A 21089-nucleotide genomic window follows, 5' to 3' on the forward strand; every position below is an offset into this window, starting at 1 on the left:
CGTTGCCCTTTGGTTGGGTGGAAAGACGCGATATGCGGTTTTTCAGCGTTGATTCCAGTCAAAGCACGACCATGGTCTAAGAGGTCGCTCCTCCACCTCTGCCCTGCTTCAGAGGCAAAGCAATCACTCTTGACCTTCCAGTCACTGGAAGCCCTATGTCTGGGCCATGGAACGATCTGACCACCCATCATCTGCATTTGAAAAGGCTGGCTCCTGCTGCGGTAGTCAGGGCGTGTTGGTGCAGAACGACCCCATCTTGTGTGAGCCGTCCCCGGCCGCGAAAACTACGCCGAGCTGCTGTAAGAGTGCTGAAACCGCTAGCGAGGCAAAAGCAGCCAAACGCAAGCGCGATTGGTTGCTTTGGGGTTCGGGTGTCACGATTCTTATCGCCTACTTCGCCTCCTTCTTCCTTGACCATGGTGATCTTTGGGGTCTCGGCCACTTCACGCACTCCATTCGGGACATGATGAATCTCATGTGGTGGGGTATCTTGATTGGCATGGTGGCTGTCGGCCTGATCGACCGGGTGCCGCGCGAATTTGTCATTGGCATCATCGGACGTGATCAGGGCGCCAAGAGCCTTGGCCGTGCCGTACTTGCTGGGTTCTTTCTCGATCTCTGCAATCACGGTGTTCTGATGGTTGGCGCGAAGCTCTATGAGCGTGGCGCTAGCCTGGGTCAGGTATTTGCATTTCTCATCGCTTCGCCCTGGAACTCACTGTCGCTGACGATCATTATCGGTCTGATGATGGGCTGGGGCTGGATGGTGATGTTTATCCTGGCGTCCCTTGTGATCGCCTTTGTCACCGGGTTGATCGTTGAAGCGTTGGAGCGGGCCGGCAAGGTGAAACCCAATGCCAACCGTATTGATCTGCCTGAGGATTTCCATCTCTGGTATGAGGCGAAGCTCGGGATCAGAGCCACGCGCTACGATTGGGCTTTTGTGAAGGATGTCGCCCGCCGATCGGTGACAGCCAGCAAGATGGTGCTGCGTTGGCTGTTCTTTGGAGTGGTGCTTGCCGCGCTCATTCAGGTGACCGTTCCGACGGAGATTTTCGCCACCTGGTTCGGCGCAACTTTCCTCGGGCTTTTGACCACGCTTCTGGCGGCCACCATCATTGAAGTGTGCTCAGAAGGCTCCGTGCCCATCGCCGCAGACCTGATGACCCGTGCCGCTGCACCGGGTAACGCGTTCACGTTTTTGATGGCCGGTGCGGCGACCGACTACACCGAGATCCTGGTGCTCAAAGAGGTGACCGGGCGCCTGAAAGCCGCGCTGCTTCTGCCCCTTCTTACCGTGCCACAGGTAGTGGTGATTGGCTGGATGCTGAATGGGGTTTAGCGGTCGCGTTCGCTTACGCGGTCAGATCAACGGCTTGGTTGATCGCAAGGCCTTTGCTGACGGCTCGATAGGTTGGGAACGGCACTCGCTGTGATACATCAATGTCACGCTTCAGCCAGGCGCGGCCCTCCAACCGATGCAGAGATGTCGAGAGCGCCCGGTCGGTGATGGTTGTTAAGTTCGACTTGATGGCCGAAAAGCGCTGAGGCTCGTCGGTCAGCGCCAGTATAGGCACCGTCCAGCTTTTGCGTAGCAGCGCGAATTCATTGTCGTCAGGAACGGCTTTCACAACTCGACTGGCGGTTTTAGCAAGGACCACGCCATCTGAGGTTAGCCGGAACTCCGGACGTAGCGGATGACCGTGGCCAGGGTTCCGCTCCAGCAGGTCGAGGTCAACAAGGTGCTCGAGGCTAGCAGCAAAGGACGTCCGGCTGGCCTGCGTTTCTGCAAGAAGAGGCGCCTGTCGACCAGGCACTCCGGCATCCAGCAGAGCCAGGATGTTCAGCGACCAGGCTCGAGACGTGAGCTTGACAAGCATTTTTATGTCCATAAAGTATAGTTACTCTACTTTTAGATTATGGGAAAGCCCGATGCCGCTGGTCTCTTTGGACAACACCATCACGCTTGCGATCTCCGTTCGGGATCGGCACGCCAGCGCTGCGTGGTACAAGGATAAGCTTGGATTTGAGCTGCTCTATCACATGGATAATGCCGGCTGGAGCGAGTTGAGGACCAAGACGGAGGGTGTGACGCTGGGACTGGGCGAGCAGGCAGAACCTGCGCCCGGCAACTCGGTTCCTGTTTTTGGTGTGGCGGATATCGCCGTGGCTCGCGGTGCCTTGGAAGCCGATGGTGTGCGGTTTGACGGCGAAACCGAGACCATTGAAGGCATGGTCAGCACGGCCACCTTCTATGATCTGGATGGCAACGCCCTGATGTTGGCCCAAGATCTCTCCGGCGCCAGCTGACACCCAGCGGTTACCCGTTGCCCAATAATACAGCATGTTGTTGACGCTTTTGAAGTAGTCTTGCGTATTGAAACTTTTTGGCTGTGTCGTGAATCCTTGCCTGACTTCAGTATAGGAAGGATTTGTCTTGATTAACCCACTTGACGTTTGGGCCCCTATCTTCCGCGCACCGTTTTCCGGTGATGTGACCCAAGAAATCGCACCGCGTGTGTTTTCGCCTGAGATTAAGGGCAACCGTGAGATTGAATTCAAGATTGAGTCCGAGGTGGCAAGCTTCGGCAAACAACTTGGGAAGATTGTTGAAGCCCTGCGAGAGCTTTCTGACGAGACTGGGCGACCGCTGCCTGCGATCGACGAGATCTACGAGGGAGTCGAGACGGTGAAGGCCGATCATCGAGACCGGTTGCGCTCCGATGCCAAGTTCGCTCTCGACAAGCTGAGAGAGGCTGACAAGGCCGCCTGGCAAGAGGTGCTCAGGACGGGCTGGTCGGAAGCTCGGGCCAAAGAGATCGATTGATCGTTAGTCTCCAAGGCCTGCGGCGTCCCTAATCCCAAGCTGCCGAGCGCGGGCATAGGGCCAAAATGTCAGCGCACAGATGATCGCTGCCAGAACAAACGGTGCGCCGGGCAGATAGAGAGGTGCATCATCACGCGTGAACCAGGCGAACAGCCCAGTCATCACAGGTGGCGCGATAAACGCAACGATGGCGGTGGCGCTCATAACGGCGCCGTTGAGCTCGCCTTGTTCGCTTTCCCCGACCGCGTTTGACGCCAGTCCCTGAAGCCCGGAATTGCCGAATCCCGAGACAGCTGTCAGCACCATGATCATGTAGCCAACCGTTCCGTTGGGTGCGATGGCGAAGGCTGCGAAGCAGGCAATCGATAGCAAAGTAGAGCCGATGATCACGCGGTGCTCGCCGTAGCGCGCAAGAACGACGCGTAAAATCAGGCCCTCGCCAATGGCGATCACGATGCCAAAGACAGCCAATGAAATGCCCACTTGTGCTGTCGACCAGCCAAATTGCACTGGTGTGTAATAGGGCCAGACAGACGGGTAGACCTGCATGGCCAATTCCAAGATCGCGCCAGCGACAATGAGCATAAGAACGGGTTTTAGCCCCCAGAAGTGTCGCAGAGTGCCGATTGGGTTCGCCCGTTTGATTTCAAAACGGCGGCGTTTTTCCGGTGCCAGACTTTCAGGCAAGACAAACATGCCAAAGACAACGCCAAGCAGGCAGAACGCTGCTGCTGCCCAAAATGGTAGGCGCGGATCCAGCGTGCCGAGCAAGCCGCCAATGGCGGGCCCTATAACCAACCCGACACCAAAGGCCATACCAACAAGGCCGAAATTGGCAGCACGTTTCTCCTTGGGCGAGATGTCGGCGATGTAGGCATAGGCTGTGACGTAGCTCGCACCTGCCATGCCAGAAAGAATGCGGCCCACAAACAGCCAGAGCAATGTTGGGGCCAACGCCATGATCACATAGTCGATGGCCAGTGCGAACAGGCTAAGCAGCAGAACTGGGCGGCGACCAAATCGATCTGACAGTCCGCCAAGGACTGGAGCTGAAAAGAACTGCATGAACGCATAGACGAACAGCAGCCAGCCGCCGACCAGCGCGGCATCGCCCAAGGTAATCAGGCCAACGCCATTGGATTCGGAGATTTCTCGGATCAGCTCAGGCAGCACAGGAATGATGATGCCCAAGCCCACCACGTCGATGCCGACCGTGATCAGGATAAATGCCAGCGCACGCCGACTGCCACCGGCAGACGGAGAAGTGTTGGTTTCACTGGGCGGTACGATGTCGGTCATGGCCCGCTGCCCCTCGGCCTTTCGGTCCGAAAGGTCAAGGTGCGGGCAGCAACACCTACCGGAAAACGACGATGATCGCTTTGGAACGGCCGACGCCGCCCGCCGCCACTTGTTGAGGTGAACCATAGAGATCGACGGTCTTGATGTCAGCAGACGTTTGATGGGCACCCATCACAATCCGCGTCAAAGAACGCGATACAGTCTATTGCGTAAGATTTTTCTTTCATGTAAGAATTTTTATACGCAATATGTGAGCCAGTATGAACCCCGCAGAAACGCTTAACTTCCAACTTCAAGCCCTGGCGAACCCCGTTCGGCTTTGGATCATCTGCGAGCTGCATCGCAAAGGCCCGCAATATGTCAGCGAACTGGCGCGTTCAGCGGGCATCAGCCGCCCCCTTCTCAAAATGCACCTGCGCAGACTTGAAGATGCTGAGCTCGTGTCGTGCGAAGTCGGGACCGCAGACAATGGAAAGTCAGCGCATTTCTTTCAGGTCACCGCGTTCGACTTACCCCTCAGCCCCGACATGATCGCCGCCACAAACCCCGAGCCCCTATCGCTGGCAAACGGCAAAAAAGGAACAAAGGATACCTAGCGTGAACCCCATTGTCCCCGTCTCGATGACGATCATCATTTTGCTCTTCATCCTGGCGATTTTCGCCATGAAGTATGGAGCCCAATATGTCCGCGATCGCTCACAGGCTGCGAAAAGCACCGAAACCGATCAGAAAATCGTCGCGTTAGAAAAGCGCGTCGCACATATGGAAGCCCTGCTTAAGGAAGTCGAGTGACGAGCGAGCAGGAGCTTCGCTACGCAGCCTTTGTTGAAGCGGTGACGTTGGCCGTTTTGGTGTGCTTTGCCATGCCGCTCAAACGCCTCGCCGACCTTCCCGCTGCAACCGCAATCCTGGGACCCATCCACGGTGCGATGTTTCTGTTCTTCGTGTGGATCGTGATCCGATCCTGGGCTGAAGGCCTCATCAATGGTCTTGGCGTCGGGCGCTTGCTGGTCGGGGCCATGATCCCCTTTGGCGGTTTTATCAATGAAAGGTGGCTGCGCCGACAGCTTCCTCAAGAGGTGGGCTAATGCTCTACGAACTCACCAAAGTCGCACACATCATCTCGGTGATCGTGTTCATCTCCGGTATGGCGGTTGTTGCGCTGTTCTTACGCAACCCGAGCGCAGACACGCTGCCTGCGATCCAGACCTTTGACCGACGGGTAACCACGCCGGCCATGTTGCTCACATGGGCATTCGGCCTTTATCTCGGCGTGCAGGGCGGATGGTTTTCTGGAAGCGGCTTTTGGCTTGCGGGCAAAATCTTGCTGGTTCTCGTCTTATCAGGCTTACACGGCATGATCACAGGGCGCCTTCGGCGCAAAGTGCGCGAAGACGACTACACGTCCGACACCGCGACGCGGACAGCACTTCCGATAGGTTTTGCCCTTGTCGGCGGGATCGTCCTCTTGGTGACAACGAAATTGATCTGAACGTCTAGGCCAGTGGCACCGACGACAGGCGGCCTTGTCCGTCTGTCGCTATCGAGGATGACCAGCAGTACTTCGTGGCGCCTGCTAGTTCAGCTCATTGACCGACGTGATGACTTTGCCGAGTAGGCCATAATCGATGGCCTCATCGGTGTTCAGCCAGAAATCGCGGTCCATATCCTGCTGCAATCGCTCAATCGATTGGCCTGTGGCTTCGGAGAAAATCTCATAGAAGCGCTCGCGCATTTTGCGGATTTCGTTAGCCTGAATCTCGATATCAGAAGCCTGGCCGCCGACGCCGCCGCGCGGTTCGTGGAGCAAAAACCGGGTTTTAGGCAGGCAGAACCGCCGCTCTTTGGGCACGGCGACGAAAATGAGTGCGCCCGCAGAGGCAACCCAACCTGAGCCGATGGCGTTCACTTTGGGCCGAATGAAACGGATGACGTCATGGATCATGTCGCCGGATTCCACATGGCCGCCGGGCGAGGAGATCATCACATTGATCGGGTCATCGCTCATTTGCGCCAGCGCCAGCAGGCGGCTTGTGGCATCGCGCGCGACCTTGTCGTTGATCTCGCCGGTGATCAGCACGAAGCGAGCGTCACTAAACGCGTCTTCCATGCGACGTCCGAGGCCGGATTGCTTCTCTTTGTCGTCGTCTTTGCCAGCGTCCATGCGAAAGTTCATGGCGGAGTTTCCTTTGTCGAATCGCGTTGGCTTCAAGAGCCTTTGTCTTCCAAGGCCTAGCGATGCGGTGGTCGGGCCGTCAACTGTTGAGCGACCAGGCGCGTCTTTTCGCCTTGGTCGGCAGAGGGTCATCGATCACTGTATCTGGCGAGCCATGACCCATGTGCCCACAAAAAACGCCGCGCCTTTTGTAAGACGCGGCGTTTAGGCGGGGGGAGGGAATAAAGGCGTTAGGCCGCTTTCACACGGTTCAAGAACCCGTCGATTTCTTGGCGCAGATCATCGGAGCTGGCACGAAGGTCAGCAACCGCGCCCTGGACGGCCTCGGCGGACTGGTTGGTTTCTGCCGCTGATTCCTGCACCTGCAGCACGTTTTGCACGACTGTGCTCGTGCCGTGCGCGGCCTCACTAACATTGCGTGAGATCTCTTCGGTGGCAGAGCCCTGCTGTTCCACCGATGCGGCGATGGCCGAGGTTGTTCGGTTCACGTCTTCCATGGTGCTTCCGATGGTGCGGATGGCCTCCACAGCTTCGTCCGTCGAGCCCTGAATGGACTTGATCTGCGCGCCAATTTCCTCTGTTGCCTTGGCGGTTTGCGAGGCGAGTGTTTTCACCTCGCTGGCCACCACCGCGAAGCCTTTGCCGGCTTCGCCAGCACGGGCGGCCTCAATGGTCGCATTGAGCGCCAGCAGGTTGGTTTGTTCGGCGATCTCAGAGATCAGCTTGACCACATCACCAATTTTCTGGGCGGCGCTCGATAGGCTTTCAACCTTGCCATTGGCATCACGAACGCTTTGCGTAGCGCCTTCGACAATGTCGTTGGTTTCGGCCACTTGGCGGGAGATTTCGCCAATGGACGCAGACAGCTCTTCTGCGGCCGCCGCAACAGTTTGCACGTTGTTGGAGGCTTCTTGCGAGGACGTGCTGGCCGAGGAAACGCCAGCTTCGGTGTCACCAGAAACCGTGGTGAGCCTTTGCGCAACGTCGCTCATGTTCACAGCGCTTTGCCCAATCTTGTTGAGCACGTCTGTGGCCGTCTCACGGAAATCGCCAATCATTCCGTCGAGGGTTGTTTGGCGATCAAGAGCAGCCTCTCGTGTGCTGCGTGTTTCATCTTCCAGGCGAAGCCGTTCCATGGATTGGTCGCGCAGAACCTCGACCGCTTTGGCCAATGTGCCCAGCTCATCACTGCGTTCTGAGAAGGCGACACGGCCCTCCAAATCACCATTGGCGATGGCATCGACTTTTTGCGTGATCGTTGGGATCGGTTTGGTCAGTCGGCGGACCACAAGGGTGCTCACCAAGCCTGCGATGAGGAGCGCCAGAAGGCTTGCCATACCGAGCTGTGTGAGAGCGTCGTTGCGGCGGCCAACAATGGCGGCCTTTTCAACACCCACATAAAGGATGCCAATCACAGAACCGCCGCTATCAAAAACGGGCTCGTAGATGGTGAAGTAGTCTTTGCCCAAGATGAGCGCTTCACCGACAAAGGTGTCGCCGCCACGAAGCACCGGGAAAACGGCGCCGTTGATTCCGAGGGGCGTTCCGACCGCCCGCTCACCATCCGGTTTGATGATGTTGGTGGTGCGACGCCAGAAGTCGCCGCTTTCTTCGTCAAACGCGAAGAGTGTTGCCGTCTCGCCGGTGATTGCACCAACGGTGTCGATCATGGCGTGAGAGTTGAAGCTTTCAGGGATGGGCTCGCTCATGGTCAAACGCTGCACACCGCCATCGGATGACCAGTTAACGGAGAAACCCGGCATATCACGGGCAAACACGGCGGCTGCCGCGTTCAGGCTCACATGCTGTTTGGACTGTGCATCCTCAGTACTGAAAACCGACAGCTGATAGCCTGTGATGGCCAGCACCAAAGCGCCGGTTAGCGCCACCATGCAAATGGTTGTTGCGGTTATTTTGGCTGTCAAAGAAAGGCTGGGAATAAAATTGAAAAACTTCATCGAAGGCACCCCCCGTATGCGGCAAAAAATGCCAATTGCTCAACGTTCTTAAAATTAAGACCGTAAAAGTAGGGGCAAACGCATAACTGGACGTTAACGCTAGGTAGTAACGTGGAGGATATCGCGCGGTGGTTGCTTAAGTGAACGGTTATGTTCTCGATAGTACGGATAGTTTTACCAACCAAAACAGGTATAAATCTTCCAACTCAACTCATGGTTGAACTGGAGGGATCACCAGCGTGAGAGGCCCGTCTCGCCTGCTGCATGGCTTTGCACCTGGGCTCTAGAAGAGGGGAACCCGGTGGCTTTAAGCGGGCTTCAGCGTATCGGGATCGATACTGCCCATCGCGCAAACGATCTTCCATTCCTCATCCTTCACCGGCTGTACGGAGAGCCGCATGGAGGTGACCAGGCTCATGTCGGCCAAGCTTTTGGTGGCTTTCACCTGCTTCAGGCTTACCGGGTTGGGCATATCGGCCAGAGCGCGGATATCAACGCATTCCCAGCGTTCATCATCCGTGGTGGAGTCCGAATGGATTTCAGCGCTGACCTCGGCAATGCCAACAATTTCAAGGCCTTCATTGGAGTGGTAGAAAAAAGCCCGGTCGCCCAGCTTCATCTCGCGCATAAAATTGCGAGCCTGATAGTTGCGGATACCGTCCCATTCTTCTCCAGCGTCGCCTTTGGCTTTTTGTTGCTCCCAGGACCATTTGAAGGGTTCAGATTTGAACAGCCAATAGCGCATCATATCGCTCCTTAAGCGGCGGTTTCAGGGTTGTTGAGCAGCCAGGACCAGGGGCGGATCTCGACGGTCTGGAACAGCCCAGCCTTGGCATAAGGGTCGTCATCGGCAAAGGCCTTGGCTGCTGCCATGTCCGCAGCGTTGATGATGACGAGCGAGCCGTTGGGTTTCTTATCGGCATCAAGAAATGGTCCAGCGCCCTTCAGATCGGCGCCCAAGCTTTTGAGATACTCAACATGCGCCGGACGGTTATCCATACGCACCTGAAGATGGTCTGGCTTGTCAGTGCAAATGATGGCGAAGAGCATAGGCGCGGTCCTTCAATGGTGATTTGGTCTGGTGTTGGTCTGCTTGGGCGGCGGACGGTCTGCATGAATTCCGCCGGAATTCCGCTCCTAGTCCGCTCAAATGAGGCCTCGTCTGCAGACCGTCCGCTTCTCGTCCGCTGCCAGTCTGCTTGATTTGCCAGAAAAAGATGGTCATTCTCGCGTCAACGGGCGGGTCATGAGGGCGTCAATTGCATCGTCGATCGACATATCATGCTCCACCACTTGGGCAACCGTTTCGGTGATGGGCATGTCAATGCCATTGGCTTTGCCCAATGCCAAAGCGGCAGCGGCGGTTTTGGCGCCTTCGGCCAGAGGTTGGCCAGAGGCTAAAAGATGAGCCGTCTTCTTTCCTTTGCCCAATTCGTATCCGAAACGAAAGTTTCTTGATCCGGCCGTCGAGCAGGTGAGCACCAAGTCGCCCAAACCCGACAGGCCAGCCAGTGTTTCTGATCGGGCGCCCTGTGAAATAGCTAGTCGGCTAAGCTCTGCGAAGCCGCGGGTGATGAGCGCTGCTTTGGCACTCTCCCCCAACCCTTTGCCTTCGACCACGCCTGCAGCGATCGCCAGAACATTTTTCAGGGCACCACCCAGTTGCACGCCAGTCAGGTCGTCGCTGGCATAGGGCCGGAAATGTTGCCCTTGGATCAAGGTGCACAGCCGGTCAGCCGCATCCAACGTCGGTGCGGCAAGGGTAACGGCTGTTGGAAGACCATGGGCCACATCATGCGCAAAGGACGGGCCAGACAAAACGGCAAGGTTTGGCTCCGATGCTTCCTCTCGCACGACATCGGTCAGACGTTTTTGGGTCTCACGTTCCAGGCCTTTGGCCGTAATCACCAGATCGTGGCCCTTATGGAGCTGCTGCTGGAGGTTACGGACCGCTTGCCGGGTCGCTTGAGTAGGCGTGGCCAGAATGATGACGGCGTGGGGTGCCTGTTGAACGGAGTCGCGCCAACCAGAGTCCCGCTCTAAGGAATGCGTTTGAAGACTCTCTGGAAAGCGGATAGATGGAAGAACCTCTTTGTTCTCCCTAAGACTTTGTAATGACTGTGCTTTCTTCTCTGATCGTGCAATCAGAGCTACGTCACGACCCATCCTTGACAGCATGACTGCAAGCGCTGTGCCCCAAGCACCGGCACCAACAACCGTATAGTTCACCGGTTCAGGGGTGTTCTCAGCCGTCATGCACGGGCACCTTTCTTGCCAGATCCAAGCTTTGGTGTTGCCTGTGCATCCAAGGGCCAACGTGGTCGCGCACTGGGTTCAAAGCGCGGCAAATGGGCCGCTTCACGTTCCAGTGCAGCCCAGGCGATCATTGCAGCATTGTCGGTGCAGTGGTGAGCGGGGGGTATCACCAAACGTCCCTGGCGGGCGCTAATCAGATCATCCAAAACCGCGCGAATGGCTTTGTTGGCCGCCACGCCACCGGCCGCCACAAGCACAGGTGGGCTTGTATAGCGATCGGAAAAGCGCGTGAGTGCCGATGCCATGCGATCTTTGATTGTTTCGCCTACGGAACGCTGAAAACTTGCGCACAGATCGGCAACGGTTTGATCACTCAACGGCGCGTGCTTCTCAGCTGTCAGGCGAAGCGCTGTTTTCAATCCGGCAAACGAGAAGTCACACCCTTGTTTGCCTTTCAGCGGCAGCGGCAGTTGGAAGCGGTCAGCATCACCAGACTCGGCCATGCGTTCGACCGCTGGTCCGCCAGGGAAACCCAACTCTAATAACTTTGCCGTCTTATCAAATGCCTCGCCCAAGGCATCATCCAGCGTTGTTCCCCAGCGCTCATATTGCCCGACGCCTTCGACACAGAGGATTTGCGTATGACCGCCGGATACCAGAAACAGCAGATAGGGAAACGGGACATGCTCACTGAGGCGAGGGGAAAGCGCATGACCCTCCAAATGGTTCACGGGGATGAACGGAACCCCAATGGCGCTTGCCATCGCACGACCGGTGACCAGGCCCACCAACACTCCGCCGATCAGCCCCGGTCCGGCGGTGGCGGCGATGCAATCAAGGTCCTGCGGTGAAAGTTTCGCCTCGTTCAATGTTGCGGTGATCAAGTGATCGAGATGATCCACATGAGCACGGGCAGCGATTTCTGGTACCACGCCGCCAAAGGGTGCGTGATCGTCGATCTGGCTGAGAACAGTCTCCGCCTCAATCACCGCGTGACCGTTGGCATCGCGGCGGACAATCGCCACGGCGGTTTCATCACAGCTGGTTTCAATACCGAGAGCGCGCATAAAGGGTCTTTGTGGAGGTTGGCATAGGCAGTTGATCGGTCTGGCGAACGATGGCCGGTTCGGTTATTGGCCTGGTGTGGGCCAGTATGGTGTGACGTGCGCCAGCCCATAGCATCGCACGCATCGTTTGACAGCCTCTCTGTTTGGAGCCCGTTCTTTGTCTCTACTTACCATCGGAACCCGCGGCAGCGCGTTGGCACTGGCTCAAGCCTATGAAACCCGCACGCGGCTGGTTGAGGCGCATGGGTGCGCACCGGATGACATTGTGGTGCAAGTGTTTTCAACCAAGGGCGATGAAATCCTGGATCAACCTCTGGCGGAGATTGGTGGCAAGGGCCTTTTCACCGAAGAGATTGAAGCGGCGCTTTCTGATGGTCGCATCGATATCGCGGTGCATTCGTCCAAAGACATGCCGACCGATCTGCCCGAAGGCTTGGCGCTGGACGTGTTTTTGCCGCGCGAAGATGCTCGTGATGTTTTCATTTCGCGCGATGGCGCAACGCTGGAAACGCTACCGCCCGGTAGCGTGGTCGGGACCGCCAGTTTACGGCGGGCAGCGCTGATGAAGCGCCTACGCCCTGACCTTCAAACCGAGTCGATTCGCGGCAATGTGCAAACCCGGCTGCAAAAGCTTGCCGATGGGGTGGTGGATGCCACGCTTCTGGCATTGGCAGGGCTTTCACGGCTGAAGCTTGAGCCAGACCATATGAGCATTTTGCCGCCTGCTGACTTTCCGCCGGCCTTGGCGCAGGGAGCTATTGGTATTGAAACCCGCAGCGATGACACACGTGTGCTTGATCTGCTTGCACCCATTCATCACGTCGACACCGGAGATGCTGTGGCGTGCGAGCGCGCGTTTTTGAAAGCGCTGGACGGATCCTGCAAAACACCCATCGCTGGCCATGCGACGGTGCATGGCGATGATATCATGCTCTCTGGTTTGGTGCTGACAGAAGACGGTACCCAACATCATTCCACTAACGTTAAGGGAAGTCGTGGTGACGGTGTGAGATTGGGTGCGGAGGCTGGCGCCGCATTGAAGGCCAAGGCTGGCCCGGGCTTTCTGCCCCACTGGGTCTAGGTTCCCAAGATGGCGCGGGTGCTCATCACACGGGCGCAGCCGCAAGCTGATGCTACTGCTGAACGCGTTGTGGCGCTGGGCTTTGACCCTCTTATCTTTCCTCTTACGCAAACGGTAGCCCTGGACGACGACGTACAAGCGCTTGGCGCGCTTGGCGATTGTGTCGACGGCATCATCGTGGCCACAAGCGCTCGTGCCGTCGACGTGCTCACAGCTGCCGGGCTTGGTGTTTGGGCTGGCAAGCAGCGTTGGGCTGTTGTCGGCAATCGGGCTGCTGATCAGTTGATGGGGTTGGGCGCAACGCTGGCGTTGCCACCAGCTCACGATGTGGCCAGCTTGATCGACGGTCTAAAGGGCTCTCACGAACCTCTCACCTATGTTGCGGGCCTTGATCGCAAACCAACACTTGAGGTGGCCTTTCCTGCCATGCGTGCGATCCCAGTTTACGAAGCCAGGGCGCTTGGTGGCTTCTCAGCTGAGGCGCGTCGTCAACTATCAGTGGAACCACCAGCCTTTGCATTGGTTTACTCAGGCCGGGGAGCGCTGTTGCTGTCGCAAGCCATTGAAGATGCCGCTTTACAGGCCGACATGAAACACATGCGCTGGCTTTGCCTATCAGAGGATGTGGCCGGCCAAGCGCCGCCCTATGCCACCGTGCATCTTGCAGACACGCCAACGCAAGACGCGCTTCTGCGCACGCTGACACAAACACATAGAGACTAAGCGTTCTCAAATTGGCGTCCGTCATATTTGCAACATGTGGACGGCGCAGATTTTTAACACCCTGTTCATCCCGCTGGATGACTAGGTTCTATCCAGTGGCTCCCTGCGTCCATTGGCTATGGCAAAAAGTGAGACGGGCGCGGGCAGGGCGTATAAGATCAAGGCATGCACTGTCAGCACGCGCTATGGCGTTGCCGAGACCGGTGTTGGAAAATCGCGGAGCGAAGAGTGGCAACAGGTTCAGGGGCAAAATCGGGGTCAACACGCAAACGCGCATCATCCAGTGGGCGGTCTGGTGGATCGGGTGCACGCAAGCGCACGACATCTAAGCCATTGATCATTGACGTGGAGGCGGACAAAGCGGCCAAAACCTCATCGGCTGAAACGGCTTCATCGGACACGACCCAAACAGCTTCAAGCGGACTGGATGAGGCAACCGCGCAGGCCGCCGGACTGTCCGCCGACCCTTCAACACCATCTGAGGGTAAAACGACCACGCCTGCCGCCGAAAATCCCGCCAACTCATCAGATGGGTCGGCATCCGATGATGATGCCGTCAAAGCGCCATCCAACGCTCCATCTGGCGGCCGTGAACCGAGCCCGTTTTTTCTTTTTGCCGCTGGCTTGATCGGCGCTCTGTTGGCGATGGTGCTGATGTTCCTGGCCTCGGTTGTTGGTCTCTTCAGCCTGTCAGACGGTCGCGTGGACGATCAGGCGGCCGCCTTAGCTGCGCTGGAAACACGCGTACGCGCCGTTGAAACACAAGCTGCTTCGCAGGACGTCGCTGCAGAAGCCTTTGACCCCGCTGTTCTGGAACCTTTGGAGAGCGACCTAGCTACCCTTCGCTCCCAACTTGATGCTGTTCTGCAGGCGCCTGTCAGCGATGGGGAGACACCGATCGATTTTGATGGAGCCCTGGGCGAGGCTTTGGCACCACTGGATGGTCGCCTGAGCACTGTCGAAGATCAGTTGCAATCAACCATTGCAGCCCTTTCGACCGCCGAGGACAGTGGATCGCCTGCTATCGTGACGGCTGATCCGGCTCTGGCCGCATCGGTTGATGCGCTAAGTTCGGCACTTGATGCGGTTCGCGGTGACCTTGAGGGCACGCAGGACCAATTGGCCGCGATGGCATCTGAGCAGACGACGGTTGCGCCAGAAACGGGCGCTCGACTTGACGCGTTGGACGGCTTGATCGCCAATGTGGGCGCGCAGCTTTCCGCCCTTGGCGACGAGTTTGCAGCGCTGTCTGCAGATGTTCAGACGGTGCGTGATACAGTCGATGTGCGTCTCGGTGCCCTGGCATCCGACATTACAGCGTTGGCCGAGGCGCCGGTGGCTCAAACGCCAGATCATCTGGCTCGGCTTGGCGTTGCGCTGAATGCGTTGGTCGCCGCCCGCGACAGCGGGCTAGATGTGGCCGCCCCGTTGGCGGCTGCGCACGCCGCTGCGTCCGTGGATGATGCACTGAGTGATGCGCTGGCCCCGGTTTCGGGCGGTCAGGTGTCGGGTGCGCTGGATGGTGGCTCATTGCTTGGTGCTTATGAGAGCGCCTATGACGCCATGCGCGCGGCGGCCCCAGAGAGCGAAGGTGGCGGTCTGCTAGGCGCTTTGGAAGATCGTGCGCGTCAGATGGTGACCATCCGCGCGCCCGAAGGGTCAGCTGTTTTAAGCAGCGGTAATAACCCCTTGGATCAGCTGGATGCGCTTGGGCAGCTGGTTGCCGATCAACGCTTTGGAGATGCTGTCACGCTTGCCACGCGCCTGCCTGCGGCAGTGCAACAGGCAAGTGGTGACCTGATTGGCACGTTGCACGCCCGAGTCGCGCTTGATGAGGCGATTGCGAACACCCGCCAAGCGTTGGTGCGTGCTTTGCAAGCGCCAGAGGCTGCTCCTCAAACCAGTGCAACACCGACCGACTCGTCCGGCACCAACAGCCAGTAAGTTAGGAGATATACCCCGTGCTACGCGTTATCCTCTTTCTAGCTCTGGTTCTGGCTTTTGCGTTCGGTTTTGCCTGGCTGGCCGATCGCCCCGGCACGGTGGCCATCGACTGGATGGGCTATCAGATCGAACTCTCAGCGATGCTCGCGATGGTTGGTCTGTTGGTGCTGATCATCGTGATTATGGCGGTCTGGTGGGTGCTGAAGGTGATCCTTCGTTCACCGCAGATCATGGGCGGCTATTTCTCCGCTCGTCGCCGTGACAAGGGCTACGAAGCCCTGTCGAGCGGTCTTATTGCTGCTGGTTCCGGCGACAGCCGTGCGGCCGAGCGCTATGCAGGCCAAGCCAAGAAGCTGGCTCCGGATGCGCCCCTGACCCGTGTTTTGAGCGCGTCGAGCGCTGACCTTTCTGGCGACGCTGACGCCAAGCGTCTTGCCTATCGGCAAATGCTGGATGATCCGAAAACGCAACTTCTGGGCCTGCGTGGCCTCTATGTTGATGCTGTTGGTGCCGAGGATGAAGAGGCCGCCCGCCACTACGCCAGTCAAGCTGCCGCGTTGGCCCCATCTTTGCCTTGGGCTGGTCAAGCGCAGTTCGAGGATCAAGTGCAGCGTGGTGATTGGCCCGCTGCCCGCGCCGCTTTGGAGCGCAACTTGCAGTCGCGCATTGTCACCAAAACCGAGCGCAACCGGCTGCGCGCGGTGCTTTTGACGGCTGAGGCCATTGATCGAGAAGAAGGCGAGCCGGAGTCCGCGCGGCCCCTGGCGCAAGAAGCGCACAAGCTGGCGCCCGACCTGGTGCCGGCTGCTGCCGTTGCTGGGCGTTTGCTGATCCGCGCTGGCAAAATGACCCAGGCAAGCAAGGTGATCGAAGCCACATGGCGCAAATCTCAGCACCCCGAGCTTGCCGAGGTTTATCTCTATGTGCGCCCCGGTGATGCGGTGGCCGACCGTGTGAAACGTGCGCGCAAGTTGGTGCAACTGTGTGCTCACGAGCTGGAAGGCGAGTTGGCGCTGGCGCGCGCGCTGATGGAGGCTGGCAAGCTTGATGAGGCGCGCCAAACGCTTGACCCGCACACTGGTCCTGAGGCGACGCAGCGCGTGTGCTTGCTGATGGCCGAAATCGAGGAAAAGCAGGGTGGCGACACAGCAGCTGTGCGTGGCTGGATGGCCCGAGCTTTGCGTGCCAAGCGGGATCCGGCCTGGGTAGCTGATGGTTACATCTCCTCAACCTGGGAGCCGGTTTCACCGCTCTCTGGCCGTGTCGATGCTTTTGAGTGGAAGGTGCCGGTGGAACGTTTCTCAGCCCATGAGCCGGTGGCGATCCCCGATGATGCGATGAACAATGATGGCCAGGTGATGCTGCCTGCGCGCCTGCCAGGTGTTGCTGCCGCAGTCGGCGCGGGTGGGGTGGCTGAGGCTTTGGACGATCAGGCCAAAGAAGAGGCTGAGGATGCTGAGCTGATTGTCGATGCGTCCCCCGAAGACGAGCCAGAGTCGGATGAGACTGCGCCTGCTGAGACAAAGGACACGGCGGTCGTTGAGGTGTCTCCCAGCGAACCGGACGATATCACTGCAACATCCGAGCCAGAGACCAAGGCTGATGATACCCCGATCATCGCCAATGATGACGGCCCTCCCGTGACTGAGTCCGAGAGCGCGGAGGCGCAGGACAGCGAGCCATCTCCGAAGGTCGATGAGGCAGCTGTGGACGCCGACTCTGCGGATGAAAGCTCGACCGTGACACCGTTGCCGGTTGCTGCTGATGATCCAGAAGCTGAAGAGAAAGCTGAGTTCAGCGGCCTGCCGGGTGGCCATGCGCCTGATGATCCAGGCACGCCGGATGAGAGCGAGGATGAGACACCAAGCGAACGGCGACGGTTCCGCTTGTTTTGATGGGCAAAGGCGTGTGCGCTCTTATGCAACGCGTCTTGCCAAACAGAGGTGATTGGGCTACCGGTCCGCTCCATTCGCGCAAGGGCTTGAACAGCCCTGCCGCAACGCCGCTTTAGCTCAGTTGGTAGAGCACATCATTCGTAATGATGGGGTCACGTGTTCGAGTCACGTAAGCGGCACCACAGTTGTTTTCTATGAAAACAACCGCGCCTGGCAGGCGTTTGCGAAGCAAATGCCGAGAGCGCACACTGCCCACCATTCTTGATTGCCTCCGTTCCTTCCGAACGACCGCATTCGCCTAAATAATCGCGTGACGCACTTTGGCGGAGACCCATTCGCTAAGGACCACGGTGGCCAGGATCAAAATCAAGATCATCGTCACCTGCGGCCAGGCGAGCACATTAAGCGAGGCTTGCAGTTTCAGGCCGATCCCGCCGGCGCCGACCAAACCGAGAATGGTGCTCTCGCGGATGTTGATGTCCCAGCGGAACACTGAAATGCCCCAGAAGGCGGGCATGATTTGCGGAACAATTGCGTAGTTGAGCGTTTGGGCTGAAGTTGCGCCTGTGGCCTGGACCGCTTCGATCTGTTTGGCGTCGGTCTCTTCGATGGCTTCATAGAGAAGCTTGCCGATGAAGCCGATGGAACGAAGGGCAATCGCGACGATACCGGCCAGAATTCCTGGACCGATGATCGCCACCAACAACAGCGCCCAGATCAGCGAGTTGATGGAGCGCGAGGCAACAATGATGAAAAGCGCGATGGGTCGCAGGATTTTCGTCGACGGTGATGTGTTGCGGGCGGCCAAAAACGCGACAGGTACGGCAAGAATCACACCGCCGATCGTGCCCAGTGTTGCGATGGTGAGTGTGTCCCACAAGGGCACCAGCAATTCAGGGACATAAGACAGGCGCGGTGGCATCATGCGCGCGCCGATATCAGCAGCTTGGCGCGGCGCGTCAGCGACGAAGGCCCAGATCGTGTTTTCTGTCATGATGCCCCAGCACCAGACAAACAGGGCAACAAGGGCCAACCAGCCGAACCACAGGGCCAAGCGTCCGCGCGGTGTGCGGTGGCGCCAGACTTGGCTGTAATGCGTGATCTCGCTCATTGCAGGAACTTTCGCAGGTAGCTGGAGCCGTATTCGGCCACCATGACAATGGCGATGATGACGAGCAGGATCGCGCCTGCGCTGTCATACTCGTAGCGATCGATGGCGGTGTTCAGCGTTGCGCCGATACCGCCTGCGCCCACAATGCCAATCACCGCGCTCTCACGGAAATTGATATCCAGTCGATAAAGTGACAGGCCAATGAGGCGCGGCATCACTTGCGGCTGTACGGCGTAATTGACCAGCTGCGACCAGGAGGCGCCGGTGGCACGAACAGCCTCGGCCTGGGTTTCATCAATCTCTTCAATATCATCGGCCAACAGCTTCGCGATGAAGCCAATGGTGGCGAAGGACAGCGTGAGGAAGCCTGCGAAAGGGCCGAACCCAAACATCGCCACGAGAAAAATCGCGATGATGATCTCTTGCAGCGCGCGGCTGACCGCAATGATTGATCGGCAGATGTAGTAGATCCATGCTGGCGCGAGGTTTCGGGCTGCGCCAATGCCGATGGGGACCGAGATGAGAACGCCGACGACCGTTGAGGTCAGCGTCATGGTGAGGCTTTCAATCAGCCCGCGATAGATGTCGTTCCAGCGACTGGTGAAATCGGGTTGCAAGAACCCCATGATGAAGCGCTGGCCACGTTCAAGCCCGATGGAAACGCGCGCCCAATCCACTTCCACTGAGCCCATGGCCACAACGAGATAGGCCAGAATGCCGATCTGAAGGATGAGGCGCCAGCGCCGATCTTTGACGATCTGCGGCGGGCGTCGCCATGTGGACGGATAGGTTGTCTGAGACGTCGCGGTCATCGGGCAAGCGCCGCCATGCGGTCACGGGCGTCAGCTTCAGCCTGCGTCTGCTCCTCATCACCCTTGCGCATGGCGTGCCAGTCTTCCGCACCGTAAATGGTGGTGAGCACATCATCGCTGAGCTCTTCCGGCGACCCATCGAAAACGATGCGCCCGGAATTGAGGCCAATGATGCGTTGCATGAACTGCTGGGCGAGCGGCACATCGTGAATGTTGACGATGGCTGGCAGACCGCGCTCCTCACAGATTTCGGTGAGAAGGCGCATGATCTGGCGAGAGGTTTTTGGGTCAAGGCTTGCGGTTGGCTCATCAACCAGCAGCAGTTCCGGCTCCTGGGCGAGCGCGCGTGCAATGCCGACGCGTTGACGCTGGCCACCTGACAGGGCGTCAGCACGCTTATCGGCCTGATGCATAAGGCCCACCCGATCAAGCAAGCGGTAGGCGTTTTGAATGTCTTGGGGTGGGTATTTGCGCAAAAAGCTGCGCCAGAAAGGCACGTAGCCCAAACGACCGGAGAGCACGTTCTCCATCACCGTCAGGCGTTCCACCAGCGCATACTCTTGAAAGATCATGCCGATGCGGCGTCTCTGATGACGCAGCTCGGTTTTGCCGAGTTTCACCAGATCAACATCGCCGAGCATGATCTTGCCGGCGGTGGGTTCAACCAAGCGGTTGATGCAGCGAATGAGCGTTGATTTGCCAGCGCCAGATGGGCCGATCAATCCGATGATCTGGCCCTTGGGCACATCAAGTGTGGCATCGCTAAGCGCGGCGTCGCCGGTTTTGTACGTCTTCGACAGACCTTCAAGATGCAGCATGCAACGCCCCTCACAAACGCTGAAATGGGCGGCATTGCGCCGCCCATTTTTGGTAGTATTCTAACGAAATCAGTTGCAGTCGTAGGTGACGCCGTTGGCTTCATCTATGGCGCGGATGACTGACCACTCGTTTTGGAAGGTGATCGGAATGAACTGCTCTTCGCCGTTGCGGTTAAACTCTTCGGCGAGTGGAGAGCCTTCCCAATCGTAGCTGAAGAAGGCTTCCTGGATGGTTTCCTGCAGTTCTGGCGTTAGATTGTGGGCAACGCCATAGCTTGTGGTTGGGAAGGTTTGCGACTGGTAGATCGAGACCAACTGGTCTTCGCTGACCACGTCACGGTCAATCATGCGCGCCAGCACCGAGTTGGCGATGGCTGCAGCTGGATAGTCCTGGTTGGCGACACCCAAAATGGAGCTGTCGTGAGCGCCGGAAAAGACGGGCGTGAAGTCATCACCAGCTGCCATGCCAAACTCTGATTGCAGGATGGCCGATGGGGCTTTGAAGCCTGAGTTGGAGGTTTCGGAGGTGAAGGCCAGCTCGCCACCGCGAATGTCTTCAATTTCGCTGATACCTGAGTCCGGGTAGGTCAGGATCTCCATTTCATAGCCAAACGAACCGTCATTGCCTGCCATCATAGCGAAGGGGCGATAGCCAGCGCAGGCCACGGCCAGCGGATTGGAACCGGTGTTGAAGCCAGCGATATGGAGGCGGCCAGCGCGCATCGCTTCGATCTGGGCAGCGTTTGACTGAACGGGGAAGAACTGAACGTTTTTGCCGGTTGCTTCTGCCACGTGATCCAAGAAGCCCTGCCAAACTTCAGCATAGACGGCTGGGTCTTCAACTGGGGTGTAAGCGAAGATCAGTGTGCCTGGATCGATCAGCTCTGATGGGTCGGTTGGGATGTCTGCGATCAGGTCGCCATCATTGTCGACATAGCGATCGCCAAGCATGAATTCGGCGTGTGCGGGCGCCACCAGCATAAGGGCAGCGAGTGCAGTGGTAATGGTGAGGGTTTTCATTGTGTTCTCCCTGGTTACGTTCCCGCAAAGCGGTATCCACGCTGCATGACACTTATGTGACAAACGGGTGGTGCCTCTACTGGCTTGTTCTCAAGCGCTTTT

General features: G+C 58.0%; 23 protein-coding genes and 1 tRNA gene. 12 read left to right on the plus strand and 12 right to left on the minus strand.

The genetic code is table 11. The features are described from left to right. Positions 1 to 166: 166 nt before the first annotated feature. The gene (locus ABWH92_RS04205; RefSeq protein ID WP_375572432.1) at positions 167 to 1342 is read left to right on the plus strand and encodes a permease; all 1176 of its coding nucleotides are present in this window, start codon (positions 167 to 169) and stop codon (positions 1340 to 1342) included. A gap of 13 nt (positions 1343 to 1355) precedes the next feature. On the opposite strand, the gene ABWH92_RS04210 is transcribed toward ABWH92_RS04205, so the two are convergent. After that, positions 1356 to 1880, minus strand: a complete 525-nt coding sequence (locus ABWH92_RS04210) for a winged helix-turn-helix transcriptional regulator (protein WP_375572434.1) — start codon at positions 1878 to 1880, stop codon at positions 1356 to 1358. 52 nt (positions 1881 to 1932) lie between these two features. Here ABWH92_RS04210 and ABWH92_RS04215 point away from each other — a divergent pair, with 52 nt between their 5' ends. Both ABWH92_RS04215 and ABWH92_RS04220 read left to right on the plus strand, forming a co-directional pair. Then, positions 1933 to 2310 carry a VOC family protein gene (locus ABWH92_RS04215; RefSeq protein WP_375572436.1) on the plus strand — a complete coding sequence of 126 codons (378 nt, stop codon included), beginning with the start codon at positions 1933 to 1935 and terminating at the stop codon, positions 2308 to 2310. 127 nt (positions 2311 to 2437) lie between these two features. Next, entirely contained in the window at positions 2438 to 2827 is a 390-nt protein-coding gene (locus ABWH92_RS04220; RefSeq protein WP_375572438.1) for a hypothetical protein, read from the plus strand. Between the two features lie 3 nt (positions 2828 to 2830). On the opposite strand, the gene ABWH92_RS04225 is transcribed toward ABWH92_RS04220, so the two are convergent. Then, positions 2831 to 4126 (minus strand): TCR/Tet family MFS transporter, encoded by a 1296-nt coding sequence (locus tag ABWH92_RS04225; protein ID WP_375572439.1) that lies wholly within the window; start codon positions 4124 to 4126, stop codon positions 2831 to 2833. Between the two features lie 260 nt (positions 4127 to 4386). On the opposite strand from ABWH92_RS04225, the gene ABWH92_RS04230 reads away from it, so the two are divergent. Genes ABWH92_RS04230 through ABWH92_RS04245 form a run of 4 tightly spaced genes read left to right on the plus strand, consistent with a single transcriptional unit; the run spans position 4387 to position 5618 of the window. Beyond that, positions 4387 to 4722, plus strand: coding sequence for an ArsR/SmtB family transcription factor (locus ABWH92_RS04230; protein ID WP_375572441.1), 336 nt, complete (start codon positions 4387 to 4389; stop codon positions 4720 to 4722). 1 nt (position 4723) lies between these two features. After that, entirely contained in the window at positions 4724 to 4918 is a 195-nt protein-coding gene (locus tag ABWH92_RS04235; RefSeq protein ID WP_375572443.1) for a hypothetical protein, read from the plus strand. Beyond that, the gene (locus ABWH92_RS04240; protein WP_375572444.1) at positions 4915 to 5214 is read left to right on the plus strand and encodes a DUF3817 domain-containing protein; all 300 of its coding nucleotides are present in this window, start codon (positions 4915 to 4917) and stop codon (positions 5212 to 5214) included. Before ABWH92_RS04235 ends, ABWH92_RS04240 begins: the two co-directional genes overlap by 4 nt. Continuing rightward, positions 5214 to 5618, plus strand: coding sequence for a CopD family protein (locus ABWH92_RS04245; protein WP_375572446.1), 405 nt, complete (start codon positions 5214 to 5216; stop codon positions 5616 to 5618). Before ABWH92_RS04240 ends, ABWH92_RS04245 begins: the two co-directional genes overlap by 1 nt. 84 nt (positions 5619 to 5702) lie before the next feature. Here ABWH92_RS04245 and ABWH92_RS04250 read toward each other — a convergent pair whose 3' ends face one another. The 6 genes from ABWH92_RS04250 to tsaD all read right to left on the minus strand — a co-directional run bounded on the left by ABWH92_RS04250 (position 5703) and on the right by tsaD (position 11583). Then, positions 5703 to 6302: an ATP-dependent Clp protease proteolytic subunit gene (locus ABWH92_RS04250; RefSeq protein WP_375572447.1), complete on the minus strand. Its 600-nt coding sequence runs from the start codon at positions 6300 to 6302 to the stop codon at positions 5703 to 5705. A 230-nt stretch (positions 6303 to 6532) separates the two neighbouring features. Further along, the gene (locus ABWH92_RS04255) at positions 6533 to 8260 is read right to left on the minus strand and encodes a methyl-accepting chemotaxis protein (RefSeq protein ID WP_375572449.1); all 1728 of its coding nucleotides are present in this window, start codon (positions 8258 to 8260) and stop codon (positions 6533 to 6535) included. A 307-nt stretch (positions 8261 to 8567) separates the two neighbouring features. Next, complete coding sequence (locus ABWH92_RS04260; RefSeq protein WP_375574181.1) at positions 8568 to 9005, minus strand: EVE domain-containing protein; 438 nt, start codon at positions 9003 to 9005, stop codon at positions 8568 to 8570. 11 nt (positions 9006 to 9016) lie between these two features. Further along, positions 9017 to 9310, minus strand: coding sequence for a YciI-like protein (locus ABWH92_RS04265; RefSeq protein ID WP_375572451.1), 294 nt, complete (start codon positions 9308 to 9310; stop codon positions 9017 to 9019). Between the two features lie 171 nt (positions 9311 to 9481). After that, a complete protein-coding gene (locus ABWH92_RS04270) occupies positions 9482 to 10516 on the minus strand; it encodes an NAD(P)H-dependent glycerol-3-phosphate dehydrogenase (protein WP_375572452.1) in 1035 nt (344 codons plus the stop codon). Beyond that, positions 10513 to 11583: a tRNA (adenosine(37)-N6)-threonylcarbamoyltransferase complex transferase subunit TsaD gene (gene tsaD / locus ABWH92_RS04275; RefSeq protein WP_375572454.1), complete on the minus strand. Its 1071-nt coding sequence runs from the start codon at positions 11581 to 11583 to the stop codon at positions 10513 to 10515. Before tsaD ends, ABWH92_RS04270 begins: the two co-directional genes overlap by 4 nt. A gap of 157 nt (positions 11584 to 11740) precedes the next feature. Here tsaD and hemC point away from each other — a divergent pair, with 157 nt between their 5' ends. The 5 genes from hemC to ABWH92_RS04300 all read left to right on the plus strand — a co-directional run bounded on the left by hemC (position 11741) and on the right by ABWH92_RS04300 (position 17408). Further along, entirely contained in the window at positions 11741 to 12664 is a 924-nt protein-coding gene (hemC, locus tag ABWH92_RS04280; protein WP_375572456.1) for a hydroxymethylbilane synthase, read from the plus strand. 9 nt (positions 12665 to 12673) lie between these two features. Continuing rightward, complete coding sequence (locus tag ABWH92_RS04285; protein ID WP_375572458.1) at positions 12674 to 13387, plus strand: uroporphyrinogen-III synthase; 714 nt, start codon at positions 12674 to 12676, stop codon at positions 13385 to 13387. 228 nt (positions 13388 to 13615) lie between these two features. Beyond that, complete coding sequence (locus tag ABWH92_RS04290; RefSeq protein ID WP_375572460.1) at positions 13616 to 15331, plus strand: hypothetical protein; 1716 nt, start codon at positions 13616 to 13618, stop codon at positions 15329 to 15331. Positions 15332 to 15348: 17 nt separating this feature from the next. After that, the gene (locus tag ABWH92_RS04295) at positions 15349 to 17226 is read left to right on the plus strand and encodes a heme biosynthesis HemY N-terminal domain-containing protein (RefSeq protein ID WP_375572461.1); all 1878 of its coding nucleotides are present in this window, start codon (positions 15349 to 15351) and stop codon (positions 17224 to 17226) included. Positions 17227 to 17332: 106 nt separating this feature from the next. Then, positions 17333 to 17408 (plus strand) — tRNA-Thr (locus ABWH92_RS04300). Positions 17409 to 17524: 116 nt separating this feature from the next. Here ABWH92_RS04300 and phnE (ABWH92_RS04305) read toward each other — a convergent pair. The 4 genes from phnE (ABWH92_RS04305) to phnD all read right to left on the minus strand — a co-directional run bounded on the left by phnE (ABWH92_RS04305) (position 17525) and on the right by phnD (position 20987). Then, entirely contained in the window at positions 17525 to 18337 is an 813-nt protein-coding gene (phnE, locus tag ABWH92_RS04305) for a phosphonate ABC transporter, permease protein PhnE (RefSeq protein WP_375572463.1), read from the minus strand. Next, complete coding sequence (gene phnE / locus ABWH92_RS04310) at positions 18334 to 19149, minus strand: phosphonate ABC transporter, permease protein PhnE (protein WP_375572464.1); 816 nt, start codon at positions 19147 to 19149, stop codon at positions 18334 to 18336. The genes phnE (ABWH92_RS04305) and phnE (ABWH92_RS04310) overlap by 4 nt, the downstream gene beginning before the upstream one ends. Next, positions 19146 to 19967 (minus strand): phosphonate ABC transporter ATP-binding protein, encoded by an 822-nt coding sequence (gene phnC / locus ABWH92_RS04315; protein WP_375572466.1) that lies wholly within the window; start codon positions 19965 to 19967, stop codon positions 19146 to 19148. The genes phnE (ABWH92_RS04310) and phnC overlap by 4 nt, the downstream gene beginning before the upstream one ends. A 69-nt stretch (positions 19968 to 20036) precedes the next feature. Then, the gene (gene phnD / locus ABWH92_RS04320) at positions 20037 to 20987 is read right to left on the minus strand and encodes a phosphate/phosphite/phosphonate ABC transporter substrate-binding protein (RefSeq protein WP_375572468.1); all 951 of its coding nucleotides are present in this window, start codon (positions 20985 to 20987) and stop codon (positions 20037 to 20039) included. Positions 20988 to 21089 lie beyond the last annotated feature (102 nt).

Source organism: Ahrensia marina, assembly GCF_042140245.1.
Lineage (GTDB): Bacteria > Pseudomonadota > Alphaproteobacteria > Rhizobiales > MH13 > MH13.